The sequence below is a fragment of the Aeromonas salmonicida genome (assembly GCF_028355655.1).
Classification (GTDB): domain Bacteria; phylum Pseudomonadota; class Gammaproteobacteria; order Enterobacterales; family Aeromonadaceae; genus Aeromonas; species Aeromonas salmonicida.
Window position 1 is genome coordinate 1074927 of sequence record NZ_CP110645.1, and the last position, 25886, is coordinate 1100812.

Sequence of the window (25886 nt, forward strand, 5' to 3'; positions counted from 1 at the left end):
AAGAAGGTGCCACGCCATCAGGGCGCGCCTTCACGCGCTGAATATCACCCATAAAAGCGCCCGGCAGTTGCCGGGCGCTTTTTTATTGTCAGAACCCTGAAGAGGGATCAGATACCTGAGCCGTCGTGCTCGCCGCTCTCTTCGTGCAGGCCGCACTCGCGCTTGAGGCCGAAGAAGCGGGTCTGCTCCTCGCTCATGCCCGGCTCCCACTTGGTGGTGGTGTGCACGTCGCCGACCGAGAGGTAGCCTTGCTCCCACAGTGGGTGGTAGGGCAGGTCGAACTCCTTGAAGTAGTAGAAGACGTCCTTGTTGCTCCAGTCGATGACAGGCAGGAACTTGAAGCGACCGCGCTGGATTGCCAGCACTGGCAACTTGCCACGGCTGCCCGCCTGCTCCCGGCGCAGGCCGGAAAACCAGGTCTGGGCCCCCAGCTCGCTCAGGGCGCGGTCCATGGGTTCCACCTTGTTGAGCTGGTTGTAGCGGGTGATCCCCTCCACCCCCTGCTCCCACAGCAGGCCGAAACGCGCCTCCTGCCAGGCCGGTGACAGTTCTGCCCTGTATATCTTCAGATTGAGTGCCAGCCGTTCGGTCAGCTCATCGATAAAGCGGTAGGTCTCGGGGAAGAGATAGCCGGTATCGGTGAGTACCACGGGTACGTCGTTGCGCTCACTGCTCACCAGGTGCAGCATCAGCGCGGCCTGGATGCCGAAGCTGGATGACAATACATGTTCCCCCGGCAGATTGGCCAGTGCCCAGCGCACCCGCTCGGGGGCGCTCATGGTGTCCAGCTCCCGGTTGAGGGGGGCCAGCGCCTCGGTCTGCTCTTCACGGCCGAGGGTCAGCAGGGCTTGCAGGTCAAGACGGCCATTTTCAGTGACATCAAGCGGCATAGAAGTCCCTCGCTGAGTCGATAACGGGGGCCACCACACCAGTGCGGATCACGAAGTCACCGAAGCACTCCGCCGCATTGCGTTCGGCAGCCCAGCGGCCGATCAGTCGATCCAGCTCGGCCAGGATCTGCGGCTCAGTGATGTTCTCCTGATAGAGGCGCGGGATGCGTGTCCCTTCCAGATTGCCACCCAGGTGCAGGTTGTAGCGGCCCGGTGCCTTGCCCACCAGACCCACCTCCGCCAGCATGGCGCGGCCGCAGCCATTGGGGCAGCCGGTGACCCGGAAGATGATGGCGTCATCCGCCAGCCCGTGTTTGGTGAGCAAGCCTTCGATGTCGGTGACAAACGCCGGCAGCATACGCTCGGCCTCGGCCATCGCCAGCGGGCAGGTGGGCAGGGCCACGCAGGCCATGGACTGCTTGCGCTGCTCGCTCACGCCGTCATCCAGCAGGCCGTATTGACGCGCCAGGGCTTCAATGCGCGCCTTCTCGCCAGCGGGGACGCCGGCGATGATGAGGTTCTGGTTGGCGGTCAGGCGGAAATCCCCCTGGTGGATCTTGGCGATTTCCAGCATGCCGGTCTTGAGCGGCTTGCCCGGGAAGTCCAGCAAACGGCCATTCTCGATAAAGAGGGTCAGGTGGTGCTTGCCATCGATTCCCTCGACCCAGCCGAAGCGATCGCCACGGCTGGTGAATTCATAGGGGCGACTCTCGGCGAAGGGGATACCTGCGCGGTTCTCCACCTCGGCCTTGAAGGCCTCGACCCCCACTCGCTCGAGCGTGTACTTGGTTTTGGCGTTCTTGCGGTTGACCCGGTTGCCCCAGTCACGCTGGGTGCTGACTACGGCGGCCGCCACCTCCAATACGTGGGAGAGGGGAATAAAGCCAAAGTCACTCGCCTTGCGCGGGTAGGTGCTGGTGTCACCGTGGGTCATGGCCAGACCCCCGCCCACCAGCACGTTGAAGCCCACCAGCTTGCTGCCTTCGGCAATCGCCACGAAGTTGAGATCGTTGGCGTGGATATCCACGTCGTTGTGGGGCGGGATCACCACTGTGGTTTTGAATTTGCGCGGCAGGTAGTTGGAGCCCAGGATTGGCTCCTCGTCCCCACCCAGCTTCTCGCCATCCAGCCAGATCTCGACATAGGCGCGGGTCTTGGGCAGCAGGTGCTCGGAAATTTTTGTGGCCCACTCGTAGGCTTCCTGATGCAGTTCAGACTCCACCGGATTGCTGGTGCAGAGCACGTTGCGGTTCACGTCGCCAGCGGTGGCGATGGAATCTATGCCGGTGCTGTTGAGGGTCTGGTGCATCAGCTTGATGTCGCGCTTCAATACTCCGTGGAACTGGAAGGTCTGACGGGTGGTCAGGCGGATGCTGCCATACAGGCTGTGCTCCTCGGCGAACTTGTCGATCACCTGCCATTGGGCCGGGGTGATGATGCCGCCCGGCAGACGGGCGCGCAGCATGACGTTGTGCAGGGGCTCCAGCTTCTGGGCGGTACGCTCCGGGCGTATGTCTCTGTCATCCTGCTGATACATGCCGTGGAAGCGGATCAGCTGGAAGTTGTCGCCGTTGAAGCCACCGGTGAGCGGGTCTTGCAGATCCTGCTCTATGGTGCCGCGCAGAAAGTTGCTCTCGCGCTTGAGGCGCTCGTTGTCAGCCAGAGGCCCTTCAACTGGACCGGGAATAAGTTGTTTGCTCATCAATAGACATCCCTTTGATAACGTTTGGCACGACGCAATTCGCTCAAATACTCTTCTGCTTCCTCACGGCTCTTGTGGCCATGATCGCTAATCACATCCAGCAGGGCTTCCTGCACATCTTTCGCCATCTGGTTGGCATCGCCGCACACATAGAAGTGAGCACCTGCTTCCAGCCACTGGTAGAGCTCCAGACCCGATTCACGCAGTCTGTCCTGCACATAGATCTTGTTGGCCTGATCCCGGCTGAAGGCCAGCGAGATCTTCGACAGCAGGCCCGATTTCACATAGCGCTGCCACTCGACCTGATAGAGAAAGTCCTGGGTGAAGTGGGGATTGCCGAAGAAGAGCCAGTTCTTGCCCTCGGCCCCTTGTGCCTCGCGTTCCTGCATAAAGGCGCGGAACGGAGCTATGCCGGTGCCCGGTCCCACCATGATGACGGGGGTATCGGGATTGGCCGGCAGGCGGAAGTTGTCGTTGTGCTCCACAAACACCCGTACCTCGGCATCTTCGGCCAGCCTGTCCGCCAGATAGGAGGAGGCGGCGCCACTGCGCACAGTGCCATCTTCTTGCGGGTAGCGCACCACGCCAACGGTGAGATGCACCTCCTCTTCCACTTCGCTCTGGGCGGAGGCGATGGAGTAGAGGCGAGGGGTGAGGGGGCGCAGCAGGCCAGTCAACTGCTCCGCGCTGAGTTCGGTCGGGAAGCGCTTGAGCACATCCACCACTTGGGCAGAGGCGACCAGGGCATTGACCTGGGCCTTGTCACCGGCCAGGTCTTTGAGGGCTGCGTTACCCGAGATCTCTGCTAACCCCGTGATAAAGCCGCCGTGCAACCGGGTCAGTTCCAGATTGCGGGTGAGCACCTCGCGCAGGCTGCCATGGGCGGTGGCTTCGTCACCACTGCGTCCGGACAGGGCCAGCACTTCCCCCACCAGGTCGGCGTCGTTGTCGAACCAGACCCCGAGGGCATCCCCAGGCTGATAGGTCAGCCCTGACTCTTCGAGGCTGATCTCGATATGGCGGATATCCTTGGTGGAATCGCGGCCGGTGATCTTCTGATTCACCGACAGGCGGGCCGGGAAGGGATTAGCCTTGTCGTACTGACTGTGACCGACAGCCGCTTGTACCGCCCCCGCCACGCTGCTGGTGGCAACCCCGGCAGAAAGCGTGGCAGCAATGGCATTGACCGCCTGCTCACCCCAGGCCTTGGCTGCTTCCTGATAGTCCACATCCAGGCTGGCAAGCTCATGAATGCGATCGGCGCCCGCCTTGGTCAGCAGGCTGTCAAAGTCCTGACCTGTCTGGCAGAAAAATTCGTAGGAGCTGTCACCCAGCCCCAGCACGGCGAACTTGAGCCCCTCGAGTTTGCCAACCTTGCCCTTCTTGAGCTGCTCGAACAGATCGACGGCACTCTCCGGTGGTTCACCCTCCCCGTAAGTGCTCACTACCACCAGCAGGTGGGTCTCTTTCTTGAGCTGCTTGGGTTTGTAATCTGCCATGGAGGTGAGGGTCACCGGCAAGCCGCGGGCCTGTGCCTGCGCCTGGATGGCACTGGCCACGCCTTTGGCATTGCCGGTCTGGGATCCGTAGAGAATGGTCAGGCTGCCGCCGGGTGCTGTCACGGCACCCGTTGCCGCCACTGGCTGGCTGCCGGATTGGGAGAGACCGTAGAGATAGCCGCTCACCCAGACCAGTTGTTGGGTATTGAGGGTTGATAATGCCTGGTTCAGCTGACGTTGTTGTTCATCAGAGAGGGGGGCCAGATTGGTCAGGGAGTCCTTCAATTGCATCACACACGTCTTCCATGGTCTGATTTTTGGTCAGGTTAAGGGGTGTGATGGATAACAACAAAGAATAAAAATGTCTTTTTTATTCTATTAATGCATTAAAACCCCAAGGGATCCTGTCTTGAGCCTGCTCGGGCTGCGCCCTGTTTCATGGTATAAACGGCGAAGAATGAGCCCCGTCGTGACGTCACAGGAAAAACGAATGCCGACTATCAGACTGTTTCATGTCAATGCCTTCAGCCAGCAGCCCTTTGGCGGCAACCCGGCCGTGGTGGTGCTGGGGCCGGCCCAGCCAGATGCGCGACTGCAGGCCATGGCGGCCGAGTTCAACCTGTCGGAGACCGCCTTTCTCACACCGGCAGGGGCGGCGTGCTATCAGCTACGCTGGTTTACCCCTCAGGTCGAGGTGGATCTCTGTGGTCACGGCACGCTCGCCGCCGCCCACGTGCTGTGGCAGACGGGGGAAGTAGCCCCTCAGGAGGTCATCCGTTTCGAGACCCGCAGCGGCGTCTTGCTGGCCCGGCGCGAGGGAGAGTGGATCTGGCTCGACTTCCCGCGGATCCCGCTCACGCCACTGGTGCTGGACCCGGCTTACGGGGCTGCGCTCGGCTGTACGCCGCGGCAGACCCTGGCGGTCGGTGCCAAGTTCCTGCTGGAGCTTGAAGGCGAGGAGGAGGTGAGGGGGCTAGTACCGGATTTTCATGCCCTGCGTGCCCTGCCTGGGCGGGGGCTGATGGTGACTGCCCCGTCCAGCCGTGCAGGCGATGACTTCGTCTCCCGCTATTTCGCTCCCTGGGTCGGGGTGGATGAGGATCCCGTCACCGGCTCCAACCACTGTGCTCTGGTGCCCTTCTGGGCCGAGCGACTGGGCAAGAGAGAGCTGCGGGCTCGCCAGATCTCGGCGCGCTGTGGGGAGCTGAAGCTTGTCCTGCAGGGGGATCGCGTGTTGATGTCGGGTCAGGCGTTGACCCTCTGGCAAGGGGAGTGGCTGCTGCCATCCACTCTGTAAGGTACAAGCGTGTGCCCCTCTATGGTCGCCATAATGTTCGCCATAAAAAACGCCCCGCAGTTGCGGGGCGTTTCGTTGCCATCGAGTCACAGGTCTGGCCTGCACTCTGAGCTTATTTCTGTTGCGGGCGCAGGGCCGGGAACAGGATGACGTCACGGATGGTGTGGCTGTTGGTGAACAGCATCACCAGACGGTCGATACCGATACCCTGACCGGCAGTGGGCGGCAGGCCGTGTTCCAGCGCGGTCACGAAGTCGGCGTCGTAGAACATGGCTTCGTCGTCACCGGCTTCTTTCTGGTTCACCTGATCCTGGAAGCGCTTGGCCTGATCTTCCGCATCGTTCAGCTCGGAGAAGCCGTTGGCCAGCTCGCGGCCACCGATGAAGAATTCGAAGCGGTCTGTCACGTCCGGGTTCACGTCGTTGCGGCGCGCCAGCGGAGAAACAGCTGCCGGGTACTCGGTGATGAAGGTGGGTTGCAGCAGCATGTGCTCTACCGTCTCTTCGAAGATGGCGGTGATCACGTGGCCCAGCTCCCAGCCCTTCATCAGCTCGATGTGCAGACGCTTGGCAACCGCCTTGGCGCTCTCCAGGGTAGCCAGATCCGCCGGGGTCACATCCGGGTTGAACTTCAGGATGGAGTCCACCATGGTGAGACGCTGGAACGGCTGACCGAAATCGATGGTCAGACCCTCTTCACCCTCTTTGGCGTAACGGATCTTGGTGTCACCCAGAATGTCCTGGGCCAGGGTGCGCAGCAGCTCCTCGGTCAGGTCCATCAGATCGATGTAGTCGGCATAGGCCATGTAGAACTCGATCATGGTGAACTCGGGGTTGTGACGCACCGAGATACCTTCGTTACGGAAGTTGCGGTTGATCTCGTACACGCGCTCGAAACCACCGACCACCAGACGCTTCAGGTAAAGCTCGGGGGCGATACGCAGGTACATGTCGATGTCCAGCGCATTGTGGTGAGTGACGAACGGACGCGCGGAGGCGCCACCCGGGATGACCTGCATCATGGGAGTTTCCACTTCCATGAAGCGCTTGTCGTTGAAGAACTTGCGGATGCCGGCAACCACTTTGGTGCGGATCATGAAGGTCTTGCGGGACTCTTCGTTGGCGATCAGGTCCAGGTAACGCTGGCGGCAGCGTGCTTCCTGGTCGGTCAGGCCCTTGTGCTTCTCGGGCAGCGGACGCAGTGCCTTGGTCAGCAGGCGGATGGTGGAGACGTGTACCGAGAGTTCACCTGTGTTGGTACGGAACAGGGTCCCTTCCACGCCGACTATGTCACCCAGATCCCACTTCTTGAACTGCTCGTTGTAGAAGCCTTCCGGCAGATCGTCACGGGTCACGTAGATCTGGATCTTGCCAGCCATGTCCTGCAGGGTGGCGAAAGACGCCTTGCCCATGATCCGGCGGGTCATGATGCGACCGGCAATCTTCACCTGTTTACCCAAGGCCACCAGCTCTTCGGCGCTCTTGTCGCCAAATTCGGCATGCAGATCGCCAGAAAGGCTGTCACGACGGAAGTCGTTGGGGAAGGGGTTGCCCTGGGCGCGCAAGGCGGCCAGCTTGGAACGACGCTCCGTCATCTCGTTGTTCAGTTCGAGAGTGTGGTCGACTTCCGGAGTTGTGGTTTGTTCAGACATGGTGATTCCTGCTGTTCTGTTTTTACAGGCCTGATTTCAGGCTAGCTTCGATAAACTTGTCCAGGTCGCCGTCGAGTACCGCTTGGGTATTGCGGGTTTCGACGCCGGTGCGCAGATCCTTGATGCGTGCATCATCCAGCACATAGGAACGGATCTGGCTGCCCCAGCCGATATCGGACTTGGTCTCTTCGAGGGCTTGCTTCTCAGCGTTCTGCTTCTGAATTTCCAGCTCGTAGAGCTTGGCTTTCAGCTGCTTCATACACTGATCTTTGTTTTTGTGCTGGGAACGATCGTTCTGGCACTGTACCACGACACCGGTCGGGATGTGGGTGATACGTACCGCGGATTCGGTCCGGTTGACGTGCTGACCACCGGCGCCGGAAGCGCGGTAGACGTCGATCCGCAGGTCGGCCGGGTTGATCTCGATGTCGATGTCATCATCGATCTCGGGATAGACGAATACGGAACAGAATGAGGTGTGGCGACGGCCACCCGAGTCGAACGGTGACTTGCGAACCAGACGGTGGACGCCGGTTTCGGTACGCAACCAGCCGAAGGCATACTCGCCGGTGAACTTGACGGTGGCGGACTTGATGCCGGCCACGTCGCCGTCAGAGAGCTCGATAAGCTCCGGCTTGTAACCGTGGGCATCGCCCCAGCGCAGGTACATGCGCAGCACCATGTTGGCCCAATCCTGGGCTTCGGTACCACCTGAGCCGGACTGGATGTCGATGTAGCAATCGGAGCCGTCGTGCTGACCGGAGAACATGCGACGGAATTCGAGGTCCACCAGCTTGGTTTCAAGTACATCGGCTTCGGCCACGGCTTCGTTGAAGGTATCTTCGTCTTCCCCTTCCACCGCCAGGCTCACCAGCATCTCGACGTCTTCGGCACCCTGGGTCAGGGTGTCAATGGTGCCGACCACGTTCTCCAGGGAGACGCGCTCCTTGCCCAGCGCTTGTGCGCGCTCGGGCTCATTCCATACGTCCGGCTGTTCCAGCTCGGCGTTGACCTCTTCTAGACGCTCTTTCTTGGCGTCATAGTCAAAGGTACCCCCTAAGAAGCTCTGTCCTCTCAGACAGCTCCTTAAGTTTGTTTAATACAGGATTGACTTCAAACATCGTGAAAACTCTCGGGGTCGATGTGATTTAAAAACGGGATATTCTAGCCAATTGTGGAAGGAATAAACAGGGTCGCCTCTTCTTGTGCGCATCCGGTAGTCAATTTCTGGTGCAGTTTTCCCCAACTCGGTGGAAAATATCGTCCGCAGACTCATTTGCAGGTTCAGTTTTCGCCTGCCGGGTCGCTAATAACTACGCAGTGCTGTGCACTCTTTTGGGAAATCCGGTTCCTGACCTCATAAGAAGAAATCATGATGAAAAACCTATCACTCAAGCAGAAGATACTCTTGTCGGTGGTGATCGCCTTGTCATTGGTGATCCTGCTGCTCTCCTGGCAGAGCTATACCAGCCAGAAGTCCCTGTTGCTGCAAGGCAGTCAGGAACAGGTGCAACGATTGGGCAGCCAGCAGGCAGCCAGCGTCAGTGACTGGCTCTCTGCCCGTCGCGACGTGATCCAGGCCCTTGGCAACAAGGCCAGTGCAGAACCCCTCAATGCCCTGCAACAGGCGCAAGTGTCGGGTCGCTTCCAGCTCACCTACTTCGGTGAGGGCAATGGCAAGATGAACGACTCGGATCCTTCCATCAACCGTAGCGGTTATGATCCGCGCTCCCGTGGCTGGTATCAGGAAGCCATGAGCAAGGGTGGCCTCATTGTGACCAAGCCCTATCTGGACGTCGCCTACAACATCATGGTGGTGACGCTGGCCCAACCCGCTCAGGGCGGCGTGGTCGGTGGTGACCTCTCCATCGCATCCCTGGTAGAAGACATCACCAAGATGAAGCTGCCCGCCGACGGTTTTGCCATCATGATGCACAAGGATGGTACCGTCATCGCGTACAAGGACGCAGCCAAGGCGATGAAGCCGGCCACCGAGATCGACAACGATCTGACCAATGCCCTCATCGATCAGAGCAAGGCTGGCAATACCCTGATCCCTGCCTACTTTGACAGCGAAGGCCGTGACAAGCTGCTGATGGCAGTAGACATCCCGGATACCGACTGGGAACTGGTGCTGGTGCTGGACAAGGCTACCCTGGAGGCGCCGCTCTCTTCCTTGCTGATGACCCAGCTCGGTCTTGCCCTGCTGGTGCTGGTGGGCAGCATTCTCGCCATCTCCTGGCTGGTCAGCCTGTTGCTCGGCCCGCTCACCAAGGTCTCCCAGGCCCTGGCCCGCATCGCCGACGGTAACGGTGATTTGACCCAGCGCATCAAGATCGACGCGAACGACGAAGTGGGCCAGCTGGCCAACAGCTTCAACCGTTTCGTCGGCAGTCAGCATCAGCTGATCGCCAATATCCGCAAGCTGGCCAACGAGCTGAACGCCGACGCCGAGCGTAGTCTGGTGACCAACCAGGCCTCGGTGGACGAGCTGCAGCGCCAGCAACAGGAAGTGACCATGGTTGCCACTGCCGTCACCGAGATGGCGAGTGCCACCATGGAGATCGCCGGCAATGCCGAGAGCACGGCCGCCGCCGCCCAGCAATCCGCCCAGAGCAGTGAGCAGGGCAAGATGCTGGTGAACCAGACCCGCCAGTCCATCAACGGTCTGGCCGAAGAGGTGGGGCAGGCGACCGCCGTGATCGGCGAGCTGAGCCGTCACGCCCAGGCCATTTCTGGTATCCTCTCCACCATTCAGGGCATTGCCGAGCAGACCAACCTGCTGGCGTTGAACGCGGCCATCGAAGCGGCTCGTGCCGGTGAACAGGGTCGTGGTTTCGCCGTGGTGGCGGACGAAGTAAGGGTGCTGTCCCGTCGTACCCAGGATTCCACCCAGGAGATCCAGTCCACTATCGAGACGCTGCAACAGACTACTGCCCGTGCGGTCAGCCTGATGCAGACCAGCCAGGGTCTGGCCGACAACAGCGTGAAAGACGCCGATGCCGCCGCTGCCGCGCTGGAAGAGATCACCCAGGCCGTATCGCTTATCTCCGACATGGCGGGTCAGATCGCCACCGCAGCCGAGGAGCAGACCCAGGTGACTGGCGAGATCACCCAGAACACCACCGCCATCAAGGATGTGAGTGACGAGATCACTGCCGCCGCCATGCGCGATCTGGATCAGGCCCATCGCCTCAAGGGTCGTGCCACCGACCTAAACCAGCAGGTGTCGACCTTTATCCTGTAAGGAACCGGATTTCAGGCGGCAGAGACCGCCATGAAAAAGCCCCGCACTCGGCCGAGTGCGGGGCTTTTATTTTGTGGTTGCTGGCGCGCTTACAGGAAAGGCAAGGCCATAAACAACTTGATCACCATGGCGTTGATGATGTCGATGAAGAAGGCACCCACCATGGGCACTACCAGAAACGCCAGGTGGGACGGACCGAAGCGCTGGGTAATGGCCTGCATGTTGGCAATGGCGGTCGGGGTTGCACCCAGGCCGAAGCCGCAGTGGCCTGCCGCCAGCACGGCCGCGTCATAGTTGCTGCCCATGACCCTGAAAGTGACGAAGATGGCGTAGAGCGCCATCGCCACCGTCTGGGCGACCAACAAAATAAAGATGGGCAGGGCAAGGCTCGCCAGATCCCACAGCTTCAGGCTCATCAGCGCCATGGCCAGGAACAGCGACAGACTGACGTTGCCGAGCAAAGAGACTTCCCGATCGCTCACCTCGTGCCAGTTCAGCAGGGTCAGCAGGTTGCGCAGCAGCACGCCGACAAACAGCACACAGACGAAGACCGGCAGCTCGAAGGCGCCGCCTTTGAGGAAAGTGGAGAGCATTTCCCCCCCTTTCAGGCTGATGGCGATCAGCGCCAGGGTCTCGATCAGGCTGAAGGTGGTGAGCGGACGTTCCATGTCGGGCATCTCGAAGCCCCGTGGTGCGTCGTCCTTGTTGTGCTCCTCACCGGGCACCTGCACTTTTTTCACCAGATAGCGTGCTACCGGGCCACCGATGAGGCCCCCCAGTACCAGGCCGAAGGTGGCGCAGGCGATGGCAAGCTCGGCGGCGGATTGCACCCCGTACTTTTCGGAGAAGGTGGCGCTCCAGGCCGCACCGGTACCGTGGCCGCCGGAGAGGGTGATGGAGCCGGCCAGCAGTCCCATGTGCGGGTCCAGACCGAGCAGGGTTGCCAGACCCACGCCCAGGGTGTTTTGCACCAGCAGCAGGCCGGTCACCACCATCAGGAAGGTGATCACCGCCTTGCCACCGCGCTTGAGGCTGGCAAGATCGGCGGAGAGACCGATGGAGGCGAAGAAGGCCAGCATCAGCGGGGTTTGCAGGCTGGTATCAAATTGCAGCTCTACCTGAAGGGTGGAGCGCAACAGCAACAGTACCAGGGCGACCACCAGGCCGCCGGCAACCGGTTTGGGGATGTTGAAGGTGCGCAGCAGCCCGACTCGGGTCACCAGCAAGCGGCCAAACAGCAACACCAGGGTGGCTGCGACCAGGGTGGCGTAGGAATCAAGTTGTAACATTCAGTACTCCCATGTTGATTGGCTGTGTCTTTCGTTGATGAAGACTCACAGATTCAGCCGGGATAAAAACCAGGGTGGCTCAAGTGCCAACAAAGAAGGGGCTAGCAGCCCCGGTCCCACGCAAAGGCGGGATCTATGCGGGCCTGAATTGATCAGGCATCCAGATGAGATTTATGAAAAATCCGCCGGATAGTAGCAAAAAGCACCGCTTATATCCATATTTGTCAGATAAATGGTCGGCTTTAAACTTTATTGTGACATTTAACACTATTGGGACAGACGTCATGTTATGGGCGGGATCTGCTATTTCCCGGCTGTCATTTGGGGCGCCAGTCTCTATAATTCGCCGGTTTCCAGCCCACAAGAGGAAACCGGTCAGGTGTGAAGTCGTCGGTTTATTCCTTTATTAATTTGCCGGTTGCCGGTCCATCAAGAGGAGAGGGTGTGAAGAAGTCCATCTACATTGCTTACACAGGCGGTACCATAGGAATGCAGCGTTCCGACCACGGTTATGTGCCGATGGCGGGCTTTATGGAAGACTGTCTGGCGCGGATGCCCGAGTTTCATCGACCCGAGATGCCGGATTACCATATCCACGAATATGACCCCCTTATCGACTCCTCCGACATGACGCCTGCGGACTGGCAGCGGATCGCCGAGGACATTAAAGGCAACTACGAGAAATACGACGGTTTCGTGATCCTGCACGGCACAGACACAATGTCGTTCACCGCCTCTGCGCTCTCCTTCATGCTCGAAGATCTGCACAAGCCGGTCATCATCACCGGCTCCCAGATCCCGCTCGCCGAGCTGCGCTCCGATGGTCAGCAGAACCTGCTCAACGCCCTCTATATCGCTGCCAACTACCCGATCCACGAGGTGACGCTGTTTTTCAACAACCAGCTCTATCGTGGCAACCGCAGCAAGAAGGTGCACGCCGATGGCTTCCACGCCTTCGATTCGCCGAACTATCCGCCGCTGCTCAATGCCGGCATCGCCATCTCGCTGGAAGCGGGTGAGTTGGGGGAGCCGTCCGATCGTCCGCTGGTGCTGCACGACATTACCCCCCAACCCATCGGCGTGGTGACCCTCTATCCTGGCATCTCCAGCGAGGTAATCGCCAACATATTGCAGCAACCGGTGAAGGCGCTGATCCTGCTCTCGTTTGGCGTGGGCAATGCGCCGCAGAATCCGGCCATGCTGGCGCTGCTCTCCGAGGCATCTGCCCGCGGCGTCATCATAGTCAACTTGAGCCAGTGCCTGCACGGCAAGGTCAACATGGGGGGCTATGCCACCGGCAATGCGCTCTCCCGTGCCGGGGTTATCTCGGGGTTTGACATGACTGCCGAGGCGGCGCTCACCAAGCTGCACTTCCTGCTGAGCCTGGACTTGCCTGCACCCCGCATCCGCGAGCTGATGCAACAGTCTCTGCGCGGCGAGCTGACGCCCTGATCGTCCTCACGGTAGGATGCAATAGCGGCGTAATTCACCCGCTTTATTGCACCCGGCGAATAGTTAGATGAAGTAAAGAGGGGAGCCTTATTGGCTCCCCTCTTTACTGTTTGCCGTATCCGGTCGCGGCACGGGATGGGCGGCTTGCCTCAGTGACTGAGGTCGATCCGCACTATCTCTTCCTCGTCACGATACTGACGCTTGAGCTCGCTCTTGCTCTTCATCACTATCTCGCCGTCCCGGCCTATGTTCATGTGCTCAGGATTGTCGAGGTGCATCGCCTGCCAGGCCATCACGGCCTGCAGCGAGGTTGCCTTCTGCTCGTCGCTCAGGGGTTTGCCATCGGGCCATTTGCCCAGCTCGACCGCTGTCTTGAGCCGTTCGTACACTTCTTTGGGCATCTGTCTGATGGCCTGTTGAAACTCACCCTGTTGAAACGACATCCGGCTTCTCCTTGAAAATTGAGCCATGAACCCAGGATCTGACGGGCAGATCCTGGCGGGCTATGCAGGCAGATCCTGGCGGACTACGCCAGCCATCTGCTCCATCACCCGCACTACCTGACAACTGTACCCGAACTCGTTGTCATACCATACGTAGAGGACGCAGTGATCCCCCTCGGCGATGGTGGCCTGGGAATCCACTATGCCTGCGAAGCGGGAACCTACCATGTCGGAGGAGACCAGCTCTGTGCTGGCGCTGAAATCGATCTGGCGATGCAGGGCCGAGCTTAGCGCCATCTGCTGCAGATAGGCATTGAGACTCTCCCTGTCGGTGCTTTGCTCCAGGGAGAGGTTGATGATGGCGAGCGACACGTTGGGGGTTGGCACCCGAATGGCGTTGCCGGTCAGCTTGCCCTTGAGCTCCGGCAGTGCCTTGGCCACCGCCTTGGCGGCCCCCGTGCTGGTCATCACCATGTTGAGGGCTGCGCTGCGACCGCGACGCTCGCCCTTGTGATAGTTGTCTATCAGGTTCTGATCGTTGGTGTAGGAGTGGACCGTCTCCACGTGGCCGTGGCGGATGCCGTACTTGTCCTGCATCACCTTGAGCACAGGTGTGATGGCGTTGGTGGTGCAAGAGGCGGCAGAGATGATCTTGTCATCCGGCCCGATCACTTCATGATTGACCCCGAACACCACGTTCTTCATGTCGCCCTTGCCCGGCGCTGTCAGCAGCACACGGGCGGCGCCGCGCGCCTTCAAGTGTTCGCTCAAACCGGCTTCGTCGCGCCAGACACCCGTGTTGTCGACGATGAGTGCATTGTGAATGTCGTATGCCGTGTAGTCGATGTCGCTCGGGCTGTTGGCGTAGATCACCTGAATGAAGGTGCCGTTGGCGATGATGGCACTGCGATCACTGTCCACCTCGATGGAGCCGTTGAAGGGGCCATGTACCGAGTCACGGCGCAGCAGACTGGCGCGCTTCTCCAGATCTCCCTCACGGCCACCACGCACCACTATGGCTCGCAGACGCAGTGAGTTGGCGGCGCCGGTACGCTCTATGAGCAGGCGGGCCAGCAGGCGGCCGATGCGACCAAAACCGTAGAGCACCACGTCCGTCGGTTGCGGGATGTCACCCCGCCTCAGTGCTGGTGCCAACTTGGCACGCAGGTAATCGTCAATGCCTGCTTCGTCCTGGTGATCCTGCCAGTAGCCGACGGCCAGCTTGCCAAGATCGATCTCGGCTGCGGTGGGGTTCAAGGCCAGGATGGCCTGGAGCAGGGGGAAGCTTTGCTGGATCGGAAGCGGGGTGCCCTGATGACGGCGGACGACCCTGTGGGCTTTGAGGATATCGATGGTGGAGGCGTTTTGCAGCGGGCGGCCGTAGAGGGTGATCTCGATCCCTTGTTGTCGGTAGAGGCGACCTATCAAGGGTTGCATGGCTTCGGCGAGCTCCTGGCTCTCCTGCCACGCCTGCAAGTAGTGCTCGTGGGTCATTAACCAGATCCTTTATTTCACGTTGTTGGGGCAAATAGAAATTCGTCGAATGCAGATCAGTGTAGGGGTGTATATTTCGTTATATCATTCTGCAATCGCGGCCTTATACGGCGCGCGCATTGTAATGGATATGTAGCCGGTTTGCTAGCCAGAGGTGGCTGCACAAGGCTCCCATTGTTACCAACCAGATGTGAACTATGACTCCTTTTCCACTGCGTTCCGTACTGCTCGGCCTCTCCTGTGGCCTGACTCTGATTGCCTGCAACGATGACAGGATCCACAACATCTGTGCCAATCATCCCGAGCTGTGTCAGGACCTGGTGGACGATGGCTGGTGCCGCTACGAGCGGACCGACATCATCCGCAGCCGCTTCTATCTGCAAGAAGAGGGGACGGACAGGCGCAAGTACGAGCTGATGCGCAATCTGGAGCGTTATCTCAAGTGTGCGGAGCGGTCGACCAACATAGAGTACAAGACGGCGAGGGAGCAGAAGAGCCCCAGAGTGGAAGGCATGCTGGCGGCCGGTGATCAGCTGGCCGAGCTCGATGCCGCTACCCGCAACTCGCAGGATCCCTATCTGCTGCTCTGGCACTGGACCAATAACACCAACGAGCAGGCCCGTGAGCAGTTCACGGCGCTGGAGGGGCAGCCGGTGCTCGAGGAGCCCGAGCTGCAACTGGCGCTGGGAGGCATTTATGCCAAGAGTGCCCCACAGAAAGCCATCACTCTCATGCACCATGCCCTCTCCCTCTATGGAGAAGGGGACAAGGTCAACAGCCGGATCCTCACCTCTCTCAGCACCCTCTACATGGGCCAGAAGGAGTACGGTCTGGCTTATCTGTGGGGCAAGGTGAGCGAGTCGTTTCAGGATTCTCCTGACGTCTCGGCCAAACGCTTTGGTCTCTATCACTCCTTGAGCAAGACAGAGCAGGAGGCCTGGGATCTGCAGGCCGCCACCATAGTCGAGCAGCTAAAAAGCGGGACTTATCGTCCCTGATCCTTGATGAACCACATAAACCAACTGGCCAGTGACTGGCCTCATCCCTTCGACATCCAGCTGATGCATGGCCAGGTGGCCATTGATGGCCGCCGGCTGGAGCGAGTGACTGTCAGGGCCATAGTCCTGCGTGGAGACCGATTGCTGCTGGTACACTCCCGGGTCAACGGCGATCTCATGTTTCCTGGCGGCGGCATTGAAGAAGGGGAGTGCCACGGCACAGCCCTGGCTCGCGAGCTGCGGGAAGAGTGTGGTGCCGAGCTGGTGGAGGTCGGTGCCCTGCTCGGCCAGACGCGGGAGTACCGCGCCGCCCGGGAGGCCGACTATGATGCCTATTGCATCCGCTCTTTCTATTACCTGTGTCGGGTCGGTGAGGGGTGGAGTGAACCTCGCCCCCAGCCCTACGAGGTGCGGCTCGGTTTCACTCCGGGCTGGTTCGAGCTGGATGATGCGCTGCAAACCAACAAGACCCAGCTGGCGGGCCCTTGCCCCCAGTGGACGGCGCGGGAGACCCGGGTACTGGCTGAGTTGCATCATTGGCACGAGTCCGGCCTGCTGGTGTGAATCAGGCCCCTTGAGCAAGATGCAAAAAACCGCCCGAGGGCGGTTTTTTTATTGCGGGTGTCCGGTTACTGCACACAGACCGGGCAGAAGGCATAGGTGCCTTGAGGGTCGTTGAAGCGGGTCAGCGGATCCAGACTGCGGTTCACCTCCACCAGCGCCTTGCCAAATCCGGCCGGCAACCAGCTTTGCAGGTGCGGGGCCAGCGCTTGGGCACTGCTGTCGAACAGCTGGCGCAGGAACTTGTCCCTGGCAGATTCCTCCTGCTCTATGGGGGTGACCTGCCACTCCTTGAGGTTGGCAAGCGTGGCCGCCGCCTTGATGGCGTCTTCCTGATTACCGAATTCATCCACCAGACCCAGCGCCTTTGCATCCTGGCCGGTCCAGACCCGGCCTTCGGCGGCTTTTTCCGCCTCTTGCGGGCTCAAACCACGGCCCTTGCTCACCAGACCGACGAAGCGCTGATAGGTATCTTCCACGCTCAGCTGAATGGCCTGGCCTACGTGTTCAGGCAGGGCGCGGGTCAGGCCGACACCGACGTAATCCGTTGTGCCTACTCCATCAGTGTGTATCCCGTACTGGGAGAGCGCCTTGTCGATGGTGGCGAACATGCCGAACACCCCGATGGAGCCGGTGAGGGTGGTAGGGGAGGCGAAGATCTTGTCCGCATCGGCGGAGATCCAGTAGCCACCCGAAGCGGCGTAGCTGCCCATGGAGATCACCACCGGCTTGCCAGCCTGTTTCAGCGCCAGCAGCTCGGCGCGGATCTGCTCGGCGGCGAAGGCGCTGCCGCCAGGGCTGTCGACCCGCAGTACCACGGCTTTCACCTTGTCGTCACGGCGGGCATCGGCCAGCAGATCCGACAGACTGTCGCCACCTATGGTGCCGGCCGACTGTACGCCATCCATGATGGCGCCGCTGGCAACGATGAGGCCCACCTCATCCTTGCCGTTTTGGGGATATTGCTCGGGGGCGGCTGTCAGATACTCTTTCAGGCCAACCCCTTTCCAGCCGTGATCCTCGTCTTCACCCACTTCCTTGATGACAGCCTGGGTCATCTCGTCACGGGTGGCGAGCTGATCCACCAGACCGTTGTCGAGGGCGTAGCTGGCGGCGTTGCCGCCGGCCTTGCGCAGCAGCTCGAGGAAACGATCTTTGCTTGGGGCGACGGCCTCGGGTTCTATCTCCCGCTGCTCGGCCACGTCCGCTACATAGGATTGCCACAGCTGATCCAGCCAGCGCTGGTTCGCCTCCTTGCTCTCCGGGGACATCTCGTCCCGGGTGTAGGGTTCGACGAAAGATTTGTAGGTACCGACCTTGAACACGTGAGGGGTGACGTTGAGCTTCTCCAGCGCCGACTTGAAGTAGGTCTGGTAGACACCGAGTCCCTCGATCAGCACGGCGCCGCTCTGATTGAGCAGCACATGATCGGCGTGAGCAGCCAGCAGATACTGACCCTGGTTGTAGTAGTCGGCCATGGCGATGACAGGTTTGCCACTTTCCTTGAACTCGTCGATGGCGCCAGCCACCTCCTGCAGTTTGGACAAGCTGGTGCCTTGCAATCCCTGTGGTTTGATCACCAGCGCCTTGATGCGGTCGTCATCTTTTGCGCTGCGAATGGCCCATAGCAGATCAGAAAGCAGGATCTCGCTCGGCTGCTCGTCGCTGCTGTCCACCTGGCGCAGCAACTGCACAGTGGGATCTGTCTGGGTGCGCTGTTCCACCAGCACGCCGTTGAGATTGAGGGTCAACGCCCCTTCAATGGGAGCACTGGGTGCTTCTTTCTGGCTGATGCTAAAGACGATGACCAGCACCAGAATGAGAAACAGCAGATTGACCAGCATCAGCCGGGTGAAATTGAGCAGGCGCCACAGACTGCGAAACAGCCAACCCAGACCTTTGAAAATAGACATAGCCGCGTTATCGCCCTGTTAATGGGTAGAGAAAGGCCATTATTAACCAGTTGGCCGGTGAATTGCCATTTCCGCTTCGGTGCGATCGATAGCCCTGTCACCCCTTCTTGCTTCGGAATACGCCTGTTCGCTGAAAAAATGTCCAAACATTTGTTTGAAAAAGCATTTTTGATTCTTTACTCTAGCTGCAATTTGATAACAAAAAATTAACTGGAGGCATTGTGAGCCTTTATCCTACGTTGCTGACGCCCCTTGACCTCGGGTTTACCCAGTTGAAGAACCGGGTACTGATGGGTTCCATGCATACCGGCCTCGAAGAGGAGAAGGGTGGCTTTGACAAGCTGGCCGCCTTCTATGCCGAGCGCGCCCGTGGCGGTGTCGGCCTCATCGTCACCGGTGGCATAGCCCCCAATCTGCGTGGGCGGCTGGTGCCCCACGGCTCACAGCTGAGCTTCCCCTGGCAAGTCGCCAAGCACAAGAAGGTGACTCAGGCGGTGCATCAGGAGGGGGGCAAGATAGCGCTGCAGATCCTCCATGCCGGCCGCTATGCCTACCATCCCTTCAGTCTGGCGCCGAGCGCCCTCAAGGCGCCCATATCCCCATTCAAGCCGCGCGCCATGAGCGAGCGGCAGATCCGCGGTACCATCCGTGACTTTGCCTCCACCGCGCAGCTGGCCAGGGCGGCCGGTTACGACGGCGTCGAAGTGATGGGGTCGGAAGGCTATCTCATCAACCAGTTCATCTGCGAGCGTACCAACAAGCGCACCGATGGCTGGGGCGGCAGCAATGAGAACCGGATGCGCTTCCCGGTGGAGATAGTGCGGGCCATCCGCGAGCGGGTCGGCACGGATTTCATCATCATCTTCCGTCTCTCCATGCTGGATCTGGTGGAGCAGGGTTCGACGCTGGAGGAGGTGGTAGCCCTTGGCAAGGCGCTGGAGCAGGTCGGCGTGACCCTGATCAACACCGGTATCGGCTGGCACGAGGCGCGCATCCCCACCATAGCCACCAGCGTACCGCGCGGTGCCTTCAGCTGGGTGACCGCCGAGCTGAAAAAGCACCTCACAGTGCCGCTTATCACCACCAACCGGATAAATACCCCGGAAGTGGCCGAGCGCATATTAGCCCAGGGAGAAGCGGATATGGTCTCCATGGCGCGCCCCTTCCTGGCTGACCCTGAATTTGTCATCAAGGCCGCCGAGAACCGGGCGGACGAGATCAACACCTGCATCGCCTGCAACCAGGCCTGCCTGGATCACGTGTTCAAGCAAAAACGCGCCTCCTGCCTGGTCAATCCCCGCGCCTGTTTCGAGACCGAGCTGACGTTTGGCCGCGTGCCCCAGCCCAAGAAGCTGGCGGTGGTGGGGGCGGGTCCGGCCGGGCTGGCGTTCGCCTGTTACGCCGCCGAGCGCGGCCATCAGGTGAGCCTGTTCGATCAGGCGAGCGAGATTGGTGGCCAGTTCAACTTTGCCAAGCAGATCCCGGGCAAGGAGGAGTTTCACGAGACTCTGCGTTATTTTGCCAGGCGGTTGGAGAAGTGCGGCGTCGAGCTCTACCTCGGCCAGCGCCAGAGCGCCGAGAGTCTGCTCGGCGGCGGCTTTGACGAAGTGATCCTCGCCACCGGCATACGCCCGCGTACCCCGAACATACCAGGCATAGAGCATCCCAAGGTGCTCAATTACATCGACGTGCTGCGGGATCACAAACCGGTCGGCCAGAAGGTGGCGGTGATCGGTGCCGGTGGCATCGGCTTTGATGTGGCCGAATACCTTGTGGAGAAGAAGGCTGATAGCGGTACCGACGGACATCGCGATCACTGGCTCAAGGAGTGGGGCATCGACAAGCAGCTTGGTGAGCGCGGTGGCCTGATCACGCCGGAGATCGACGCCCCCGAGCGCCAGATCTGGCTGCTCCAGCGCAAGGAGAGCAAGGTGGGTGACGGTCTGGGCAAGACCACTGGCTGGATCCACAGAACCGTGCTCAAGAACCGCAAGGTGCAGATGCTTTCCGGCGTCCAGTACCTTGGCATCGACGATGAAGGCTTGCATATCCAGATAGGTGAAGCCAAACAGTGCCTGCCGGTGGATCAGGTGATCATCTGTGCCGGCCAGGAGCCTCTCAAGGAGCTGCAGGCCGGCTTGCAGGCGGCAGGCAAGCCGGTGCACATCATAGGTGGCGCCGACGTGGCCGCCGAGCTGGATGCCAAGCGGGCGATCCGCCAGGGGGCCGAGCTGGCCGCCGTTATCTAGTTGCTCCGCCTTGGCCCGCTATTGGTCTGATATTGCGATAAACCCCTGAGCCTCAGGGGTTTTCTTCATTGTGCGCTGTGCTAAGGTAGCGCCATCACAGCCCCTGACAAGGATTTGCCCATGGATGCCCTCACTCTGTTGCTCAACCGCCACTCCTGTGGCCGCCTGACCACACCCGCCCCCAGCGGTGAGGTGCTCGACAATATCCTCAAGGCGGGCTTGCGCGCGCCGGATCATGGCACCCTGACTCCTTGGCAGTTCATCCTGTTTGAAGGGGAGGGGCGTGAGCGGCTGGGGGATCTGCTGGCCGAGGCTGCTCGTGCCCGTGGCGAAGATGAAGAGAGCATCAAGAAGTGCCAGGAGGCGCCGCTGCGCGCTCCCTTGCTGGTGGCCGTTGCCACCCGTTATCAGGCCCATCCCAAGGTGCCGAAACTGGAGCAGGAGCTCTCCGCCGGTTGCGCCCTGATGGCGATGCAGATGGCGGCGCAAGCCCAGGGCTTCAACGGCATCTGGCGATCCGGCTGGTTCATCTTCGATGAGTTGATCAACAAGGGGCTGGCACTGGCACCGGAGGATCAACTGGTGGGCTTTCTCTACCTCGGCACCCCCATGCTGGAGGCGCGCAAGTTGCGCGAACTGCCGCCAGGCGAGTTTGTTCGCCGCTTCTAAGCTGCTTGAATTTCAGCCAAAGCCCTGACTTTTCAGGGCTTTTTTTATCTCGATCGATCACGAACCTGAGGCTGTACTGATAAATAAATACTTGCCAAGAGGGTGATGGGGATTGTCAGGGAATTTTTTAAATAGTGAGATGCTGTTCTCAATCCTGGTTGATTACGCTATGTAAAACGTTTGCGCCTCGTTAATATCCCTGTGCCAGTTTAGAAGGTGACCCCTTCTAATTTTCTGCGATGAGAGTCGCAATTCCGTAGCACCTTTTTACAGCCCAACGTCTTCATGACATTGGGCTTTATTTTTATGGGATTCTTTTGACTGCAGCATGCCTGCCGTTGCTGCACTGCTGGTAGGTGAAGCGGGCCCCGCTCGACGGTCCCTGCGGCGGACTGGCGGCGGGAATGGGTCAGCGCCCCGCTTTGACAGGCAGGATCCGCGCCGGGTTGCCCACTACCCGGGCGCCGGCAGGCACGTCTCTGGTGACGACTGCCCCCGCGCCGACAATAGCCTCCCGCCCGACGGTGACACCGGGCAGCAGTATGGCGCCGCCGCCAATCCAGACTTTGTCTTCTATGGTCACCGGCAGCGCCGTCTCCACTCCCTGGATGCGCTCATCGGTGGCCAGCGCGTGGGCAGCAGTGTAGATCTGCACGTTCGGCCCTATCATGACGTTGGCGCCGATGCGGATCGGTGCGCTGTCCAGAAACGTGGCCCCCATGTTGATATAGGAATCCTTTCCCAGGCTGATATGGCGGCCATAGGTGCAGTAGAGGGGCGGGCAGATAAAGGCGTTCTCCGCCAGCTCACCGACTATCTCCTGCAACAGCGCCAGCTGTTCATCCTCCTCTTCCGCCCGATTGAAGCTGCGATAGCGGCGCGCCGTCTCACGGCGCATGACATCCAGCTCCGGCGCCATGCAGTTATAGGGCTGGCTGCTGATCATCTTCTGATATTCGGTCATGGGGATTCCTGCTCTCTGGTTGGCATGAGGCGATTTGGGTGGCTGGCTGTCGCGCAAGCGCAGCACCTCCAGTGCAGACCTGTCCACCGGCAACAAGCGCACTGACAGAGGCATATATTACTGCTTTGTCAGCAGGATAAGAGTGAGCCTCAGCCCAGAGCCGGCATCACCAGGTGTTGTGGCCTGCCCTCGGAAAAGGCCAGCACATTTTCAAATGCCTTGCGAAAGTAGAGCTCATAGCTGTTTTGCTCCACATAGCCCAGATGCGGTGTGGCCAGCAGGTTGGGCAAAGCCAGGAGAGGTTCGTTATCCAGGTTGGCGGGCTCGCTATCGAACACATCCAGTGCCGCTCGCCGGGTGGGATTCGCACTGAGCACCGCATGGAGTGCGCCAGTTTCAATGAGCTCGGCCCGGCTGGTATTGACCAGCAAAGAGTCTGCCTTCATTCGAGCCAAGTCGGCACGGGTGACACAGGCTCGAGTGAGCTCGTTGAGCCGCAGATGCAGGGACAAGACATCGGCACGTTGGAAAAACGCTGTCTTGTTGGGGGCGGCGTCGAATCCATCCTGTGTCGCCCGCTGACGAGAAGATTCGCTACCCCATACCAGCACAGACATACCGAATGCATTGCCGTAACGAGCAATGCGCTGACCTATCTTGCCGTAGCCCCAGATACCGAGCGTCAGACCGTACAGGGTGCGTCCCAGGCCGAGTGAGCCAGATTGCTGCCACTGGCCCTTGGTCAACTCGCGAGTGTAAGCCGGAATATGGCGGGAGGCTGCCATTATAAGTGCCCAGCAGAGTTCGGCGGGAGCAACAGGGCTGCCTACGCCTTCTGCCACGGCAACGCCGTACCGCTGGCACAGTGCCGGGTCGATATGCTGGCTGATTTTGCCGGTCTGGCTGATCAGTTTGAGGGTGGGAAGCCGCATCAGCAGCTGTTCATCGATACGAGTACGCTCGCGGATCAGCACCAGTGCTTCTACTCCCTCCAACATGGCGGCGAGGCACGCTGTATCGGGTTCGCTCTGGTTGAGGATGGTAACGTCATGACCCGCCAGCAAGGCAAAGCAGGGCAGGTGACGAACCTGATCCTGATAGTCATCCAGAATGGCAATCTTCATCCGTTCCTCTTGTGTATCAAGCAATTGTCCTGAGGGGTAGAGGCGCGCCCCTTGGCTTCTTGGCGGGGGCAGGCGAGACGATGCCCAGTTTTCATTGCAGATTCAAGTGGTTCAGTTTGGAATTGGTGATGGGGCGGACCAGGCTGGCCGCCCCGTTGTCATGTTGGACGGCAAGGGGGAAGCGGGGCGTCGTGTTCGATCAGGCTGGCCAGCTCGCCGCTCTCATCCTTGAGGGCAACCCCGGTCAAGCGGCGGTTGAAGGCCTGCTCCAGCAACCAGGCCAGCTTGTGAGCCGCCTGAGGGAAATCGAGCCCGGCGGGACGTACGTTGGAGATGCAGTTGCGTTGTGAATCCATGCCCCCGACTCTGGGTTGCCAGGTCAGGTAGAGCCCCAGACTGTCGGGGGAGGAGAGGCCGGGGCGCTCGCCAATCATCACCAGTACGGCCCGGGCCCTTAGCAGCTCCCCTACCTCATCTCCCAGTGCCACTCTGGCCTGGCTGGCGATCACCAGAGGGGCACAGGCCAACCCAAGGCGCCTGAGATGGGGTTGCAGCACCTCGATAAAGGGCAGGGCATTCTGATGCAGGGCGGTGGAGGAGAGTCCATCACCCAGCATGATGACAAGATCGGCTTCAGCCTGCCGGGTCTGATACTCCAGGGGGGCGAGATCGGCCTCTGCTTGCGGGAGCTGGCTCAGCAGGAGGCGGCTGGCATCGTTCAGCCGTCGGCCCAGATCCGGGCGACGCAAATACTCTTCCCTGCTGGTGGCGGCGCTGTGCACCGTCAGAACTTTGTGTCCTGTGGCGTGCAGTGCTTTGGTCAGGGCGGCCACTTCCAGGGGCTGGTGCACAGCATCTCTAGCCTGTGCATGGGCCAGACCAAACGCCAGCAGTGCCTCTGTGGGCAGGCTGACTCCGGTGCGCCCCAGCGCTATGCGGGCCGAGGTGTAGCGTTTGAGTTCCAGCCAGGGATTGATGTGCACTATGTCACTCATGTCATGGGGATCCTTGCTCATCAGGCCACCTTGCCGCTTTGGCCAAAAGCCGTTAACAGAGGGTGGCGCAGGCTGGCATCGAGCAGTTGGCCGCCAGGGTTGGTGAGCTGCATCCGCACCAGCCAGTCTGCAAATTCCGGTGCGTGCTTGAGGCCGAGCAGCTCGCGAATATAGAGGGCGTCATGAAACGAGGTGCTCTGGTAGTTGAGCATGATGTCGTCCGCCCCGGGAACGCCGATGAGGAAGGTGAGGCCAGCGTTGCCAAGCAGGGTGAGCAGGGTGTCCATGTCGTCCTGATCCGCTTCGGCGTGGTTGGTGTAGCAGACGTCACAGCCGAGCGGCACCCCCAGCAGTTTGCCGCAGAAGTGATCTTCCAGTCCGGCGCGGATGATCTGCTTGCCGTCATAGAGGTATTCCGGTCCGATGAAACCGACCACGGTATTGCACAGCAACGGCTTGAAGTGGCGAGCTACCCCGTAGGCTCTGGCCTCGCAGGTCTGCTGGTCCAGTCCGTGGTGGGCATTGGCCGAGAGGCAACTGCCCTGGCCCGTCTCGAAATACATGACGTTGTTGCCAAGGGTGCCGCGCCCCAGGCTGAGGGCAGCGTCATATGCCTCTTGCAATAGGGCCAGATCGATACCAAATCCTCGGTTGGCAGCCTCTGTACCGGCGATGGACTGGAACACCAAGTCTACCGGCACATTGCGCTCTATGAGCTGCAAGGTGTTGGTGACATGGGTCAGGATGCAGGACTGGGTCGGAATGGCGAAACGCTGGATCACTTCGTCGAGCATCTGGTTCAGGCTGGCCAGTACGGGCAAGTTGTCACTGGCGGGATTGATGCCGACCACCGCATCTCCCGCGCCGTATAGCAGACCGTCCAGCATGGCTGCCGCTATCCCTTGAGGATCATCGGTGGGATGGTTGGGTTGCAGCCGCACGCTGAGGTGGCCGGGCAACCCTATGGTGTTGCGAAAGGCAGTGACGACCCGGCACTTCTTGGCGGCCAGGATCAGATCCTGATTGCGCATCAGCTTGCTGACCGCTGCTGCCATCTCGGGTGTGATGCCGGGGGCTATGCGTGCCAGGGTCTGGCTGTTGGCCGTCTCAGACAGCAGCCAGTTGCGAAAATCCCCTACCGTCAGGTGGCTGATGGGGGTGAAGGCGGCGTGATCGTGGTTGTCCATGATGAGGCGGGTTACCTCATCCTGCTCGTAAGGGATCAGCGCCTCATTGAGGAAGGTTTTGAGCGGAAGGTCTGCAAGCGCCATCCTGGCCGCCATGCGTTCCTCGGCGCTGTGGGCGGCCACGCCGGCCAGATAGTCACCGGAGCGGGCAGGGGTCGCCTTGGCCATCAGGGTGCGAAGGTCGGGAAACTGATAGCCGTGGTGTGACAGTTGGGTACGATACATGGGGCTCTCTCGTCGATGCAGGGTGGGGAAACAAGGC

Annotated in this window: 20 protein-coding genes; 7 read left to right on the forward strand and 13 right to left on the reverse strand. The window is 60.2% G+C overall.

The window, feature by feature from the left end:
* Positions 1–107 precede the first annotated feature (107 nt).
* The 3 genes from ONZ54_RS05340 to ONZ54_RS05350 are packed head-to-tail and all read right to left on the reverse strand — an operon-like array spanning position 108 to position 4382.
* Entirely contained in the window at positions 108–890 is a 783-nt protein-coding gene (locus tag ONZ54_RS05340; protein WP_059168135.1) for a phosphoadenylyl-sulfate reductase, read from the reverse strand.
* Positions 880–2592 (reverse strand): assimilatory sulfite reductase (NADPH) hemoprotein subunit, encoded by a 1713-nt coding sequence (gene cysI / locus ONZ54_RS05345; protein ID WP_271787649.1) that lies wholly within the window; start codon positions 2590–2592, stop codon positions 880–882. Before cysI ends, ONZ54_RS05340 begins: the two co-directional genes overlap by 11 nt.
* A complete protein-coding gene (locus tag ONZ54_RS05350; protein ID WP_271788251.1) occupies positions 2592–4382 on the reverse strand; it encodes an assimilatory sulfite reductase (NADPH) flavoprotein subunit in 1791 nt (596 codons plus the stop codon). Before ONZ54_RS05350 ends, cysI begins: the two co-directional genes overlap by 1 nt.
* Before the next feature lie 199 nt (positions 4383–4581).
* Here ONZ54_RS05350 and ONZ54_RS05355 point away from each other — a divergent pair, with 199 nt between their 5' ends.
* A complete protein-coding gene (locus ONZ54_RS05355) occupies positions 4582–5388 on the forward strand; it encodes a PhzF family phenazine biosynthesis protein (RefSeq protein ID WP_271787650.1) in 807 nt (268 codons plus the stop codon).
* Between the two features lie 112 nt (positions 5389–5500).
* On the opposite strand, the gene lysS is transcribed toward ONZ54_RS05355, so the two are convergent.
* Together lysS and prfB are read right to left on the reverse strand one after the other, a co-directional pair.
* On the reverse strand, positions 5501–7039 hold the full coding sequence (gene lysS / locus ONZ54_RS05360; RefSeq protein ID WP_021138091.1) for a lysine--tRNA ligase: 1539 nt from the start codon (positions 7037–7039) through the stop codon (positions 5501–5503).
* A 22-nt stretch (positions 7040–7061) separates the two neighbouring features.
* A protein-coding gene (prfB, locus tag ONZ54_RS05365; protein WP_096118696.1) for a peptide chain release factor 2 occupies positions 7062–8160 on the reverse strand; the annotation gives its coding sequence in 2 pieces (ribosomal slippage) (positions 7062–8084 and positions 8086–8160; 1098 coding nt in all).
* A 254-nt stretch (positions 8161–8414) separates the two neighbouring features.
* Here prfB and ONZ54_RS05370 point away from each other — a divergent pair.
* Positions 8415–10286 (forward strand): methyl-accepting chemotaxis protein, encoded by a 1872-nt coding sequence (locus ONZ54_RS05370; RefSeq protein ID WP_058393897.1) that lies wholly within the window; start codon positions 8415–8417, stop codon positions 10284–10286.
* A gap of 89 nt (positions 10287–10375) precedes the next feature.
* Here ONZ54_RS05370 and gltS read toward each other — a convergent pair whose 3' ends face one another.
* Positions 10376–11575, reverse strand: coding sequence for a sodium/glutamate symporter (gltS, locus tag ONZ54_RS05375; protein WP_005317714.1), 1200 nt, complete (start codon positions 11573–11575; stop codon positions 10376–10378).
* A 444-nt stretch (positions 11576–12019) separates the two neighbouring features.
* Between gltS and ansA the strand changes: the two genes are divergently transcribed.
* On the forward strand, positions 12020–13027 hold the full coding sequence (ansA, locus tag ONZ54_RS05380) for an asparaginase (RefSeq protein ID WP_021138095.1): 1008 nt from the start codon (positions 12020–12022) through the stop codon (positions 13025–13027).
* 149 nt (positions 13028–13176) lie between these two features.
* Here ansA and ONZ54_RS05385 read toward each other — a convergent pair whose 3' ends face one another.
* Both ONZ54_RS05385 and ONZ54_RS05390 read right to left on the reverse strand, forming a co-directional pair.
* Complete coding sequence (locus ONZ54_RS05385; protein ID WP_005317709.1) at positions 13177–13470, reverse strand: YeaC family protein; 294 nt, start codon at positions 13468–13470, stop codon at positions 13177–13179.
* A gap of 60 nt (positions 13471–13530) precedes the next feature.
* The gene (locus ONZ54_RS05390) at positions 13531–14964 is read right to left on the reverse strand and encodes a glyceraldehyde-3-phosphate dehydrogenase (RefSeq protein ID WP_271787651.1); all 1434 of its coding nucleotides are present in this window, start codon (positions 14962–14964) and stop codon (positions 13531–13533) included.
* A gap of 197 nt (positions 14965–15161) precedes the next feature.
* On the opposite strand from ONZ54_RS05390, the gene ONZ54_RS05395 reads away from it, so the two are divergent.
* Together ONZ54_RS05395 and ONZ54_RS05400 are read left to right on the forward strand one after the other, a co-directional pair.
* Positions 15162–15962 (forward strand): DUF2989 domain-containing protein, encoded by an 801-nt coding sequence (locus tag ONZ54_RS05395; RefSeq protein WP_005317704.1) that lies wholly within the window; start codon positions 15162–15164, stop codon positions 15960–15962.
* A gap of 6 nt (positions 15963–15968) precedes the next feature.
* Positions 15969–16526 (forward strand): NUDIX domain-containing protein, encoded by a 558-nt coding sequence (locus ONZ54_RS05400; RefSeq protein ID WP_005317701.1) that lies wholly within the window; start codon positions 15969–15971, stop codon positions 16524–16526.
* 65 nt (positions 16527–16591) lie between these two features.
* Here the strand turns inward: ONZ54_RS05400 and sppA are convergent, their stop codons facing one another.
* Positions 16592–18436, reverse strand: coding sequence for a signal peptide peptidase SppA (gene sppA, locus ONZ54_RS05405; RefSeq protein ID WP_005317698.1), 1845 nt, complete (start codon positions 18434–18436; stop codon positions 16592–16594).
* Positions 18437–18657: 221 nt separating this feature from the next.
* Here sppA and ONZ54_RS05410 point away from each other — a divergent pair, with 221 nt between their 5' ends.
* Positions 18658–20685 (forward strand): NADPH-dependent 2,4-dienoyl-CoA reductase, encoded by a 2028-nt coding sequence (locus ONZ54_RS05410; protein WP_059111388.1) that lies wholly within the window; start codon positions 18658–18660, stop codon positions 20683–20685.
* 120 nt (positions 20686–20805) lie between these two features.
* Positions 20806–21354, forward strand: a complete 549-nt coding sequence (locus ONZ54_RS05415) for an NAD(P)H nitroreductase (protein ID WP_087755031.1) — start codon at positions 20806–20808, stop codon at positions 21352–21354.
* Positions 21355–21763: 409 nt separating this feature from the next.
* Here ONZ54_RS05415 and ONZ54_RS05420 read toward each other — a convergent pair whose 3' ends face one another.
* From ONZ54_RS05420 to ONZ54_RS05435, 4 genes are all read right to left on the reverse strand, one after another.
* Entirely contained in the window at positions 21764–22318 is a 555-nt protein-coding gene (locus ONZ54_RS05420) for a sugar O-acetyltransferase (protein WP_271788252.1), read from the reverse strand.
* A gap of 149 nt (positions 22319–22467) precedes the next feature.
* Positions 22468–23442: a D-2-hydroxyacid dehydrogenase family protein gene (locus tag ONZ54_RS05425; protein WP_058393728.1), complete on the reverse strand. Its 975-nt coding sequence runs from the start codon at positions 23440–23442 to the stop codon at positions 22468–22470.
* Positions 23443–23600: 158 nt separating this feature from the next.
* The gene (gene eutC, locus ONZ54_RS05430) at positions 23601–24458 is read right to left on the reverse strand and encodes an ethanolamine ammonia-lyase subunit EutC (protein ID WP_271787652.1); all 858 of its coding nucleotides are present in this window, start codon (positions 24456–24458) and stop codon (positions 23601–23603) included.
* On the reverse strand, positions 24458–25849 hold the full coding sequence (locus ONZ54_RS05435) for an ethanolamine ammonia-lyase subunit EutB (protein WP_265466993.1): 1392 nt from the start codon (positions 25847–25849) through the stop codon (positions 24458–24460). The genes eutC and ONZ54_RS05435 overlap by 1 nt, the downstream gene beginning before the upstream one ends.
* Between the last annotated feature and the right edge of the window lie 37 nt (positions 25850–25886).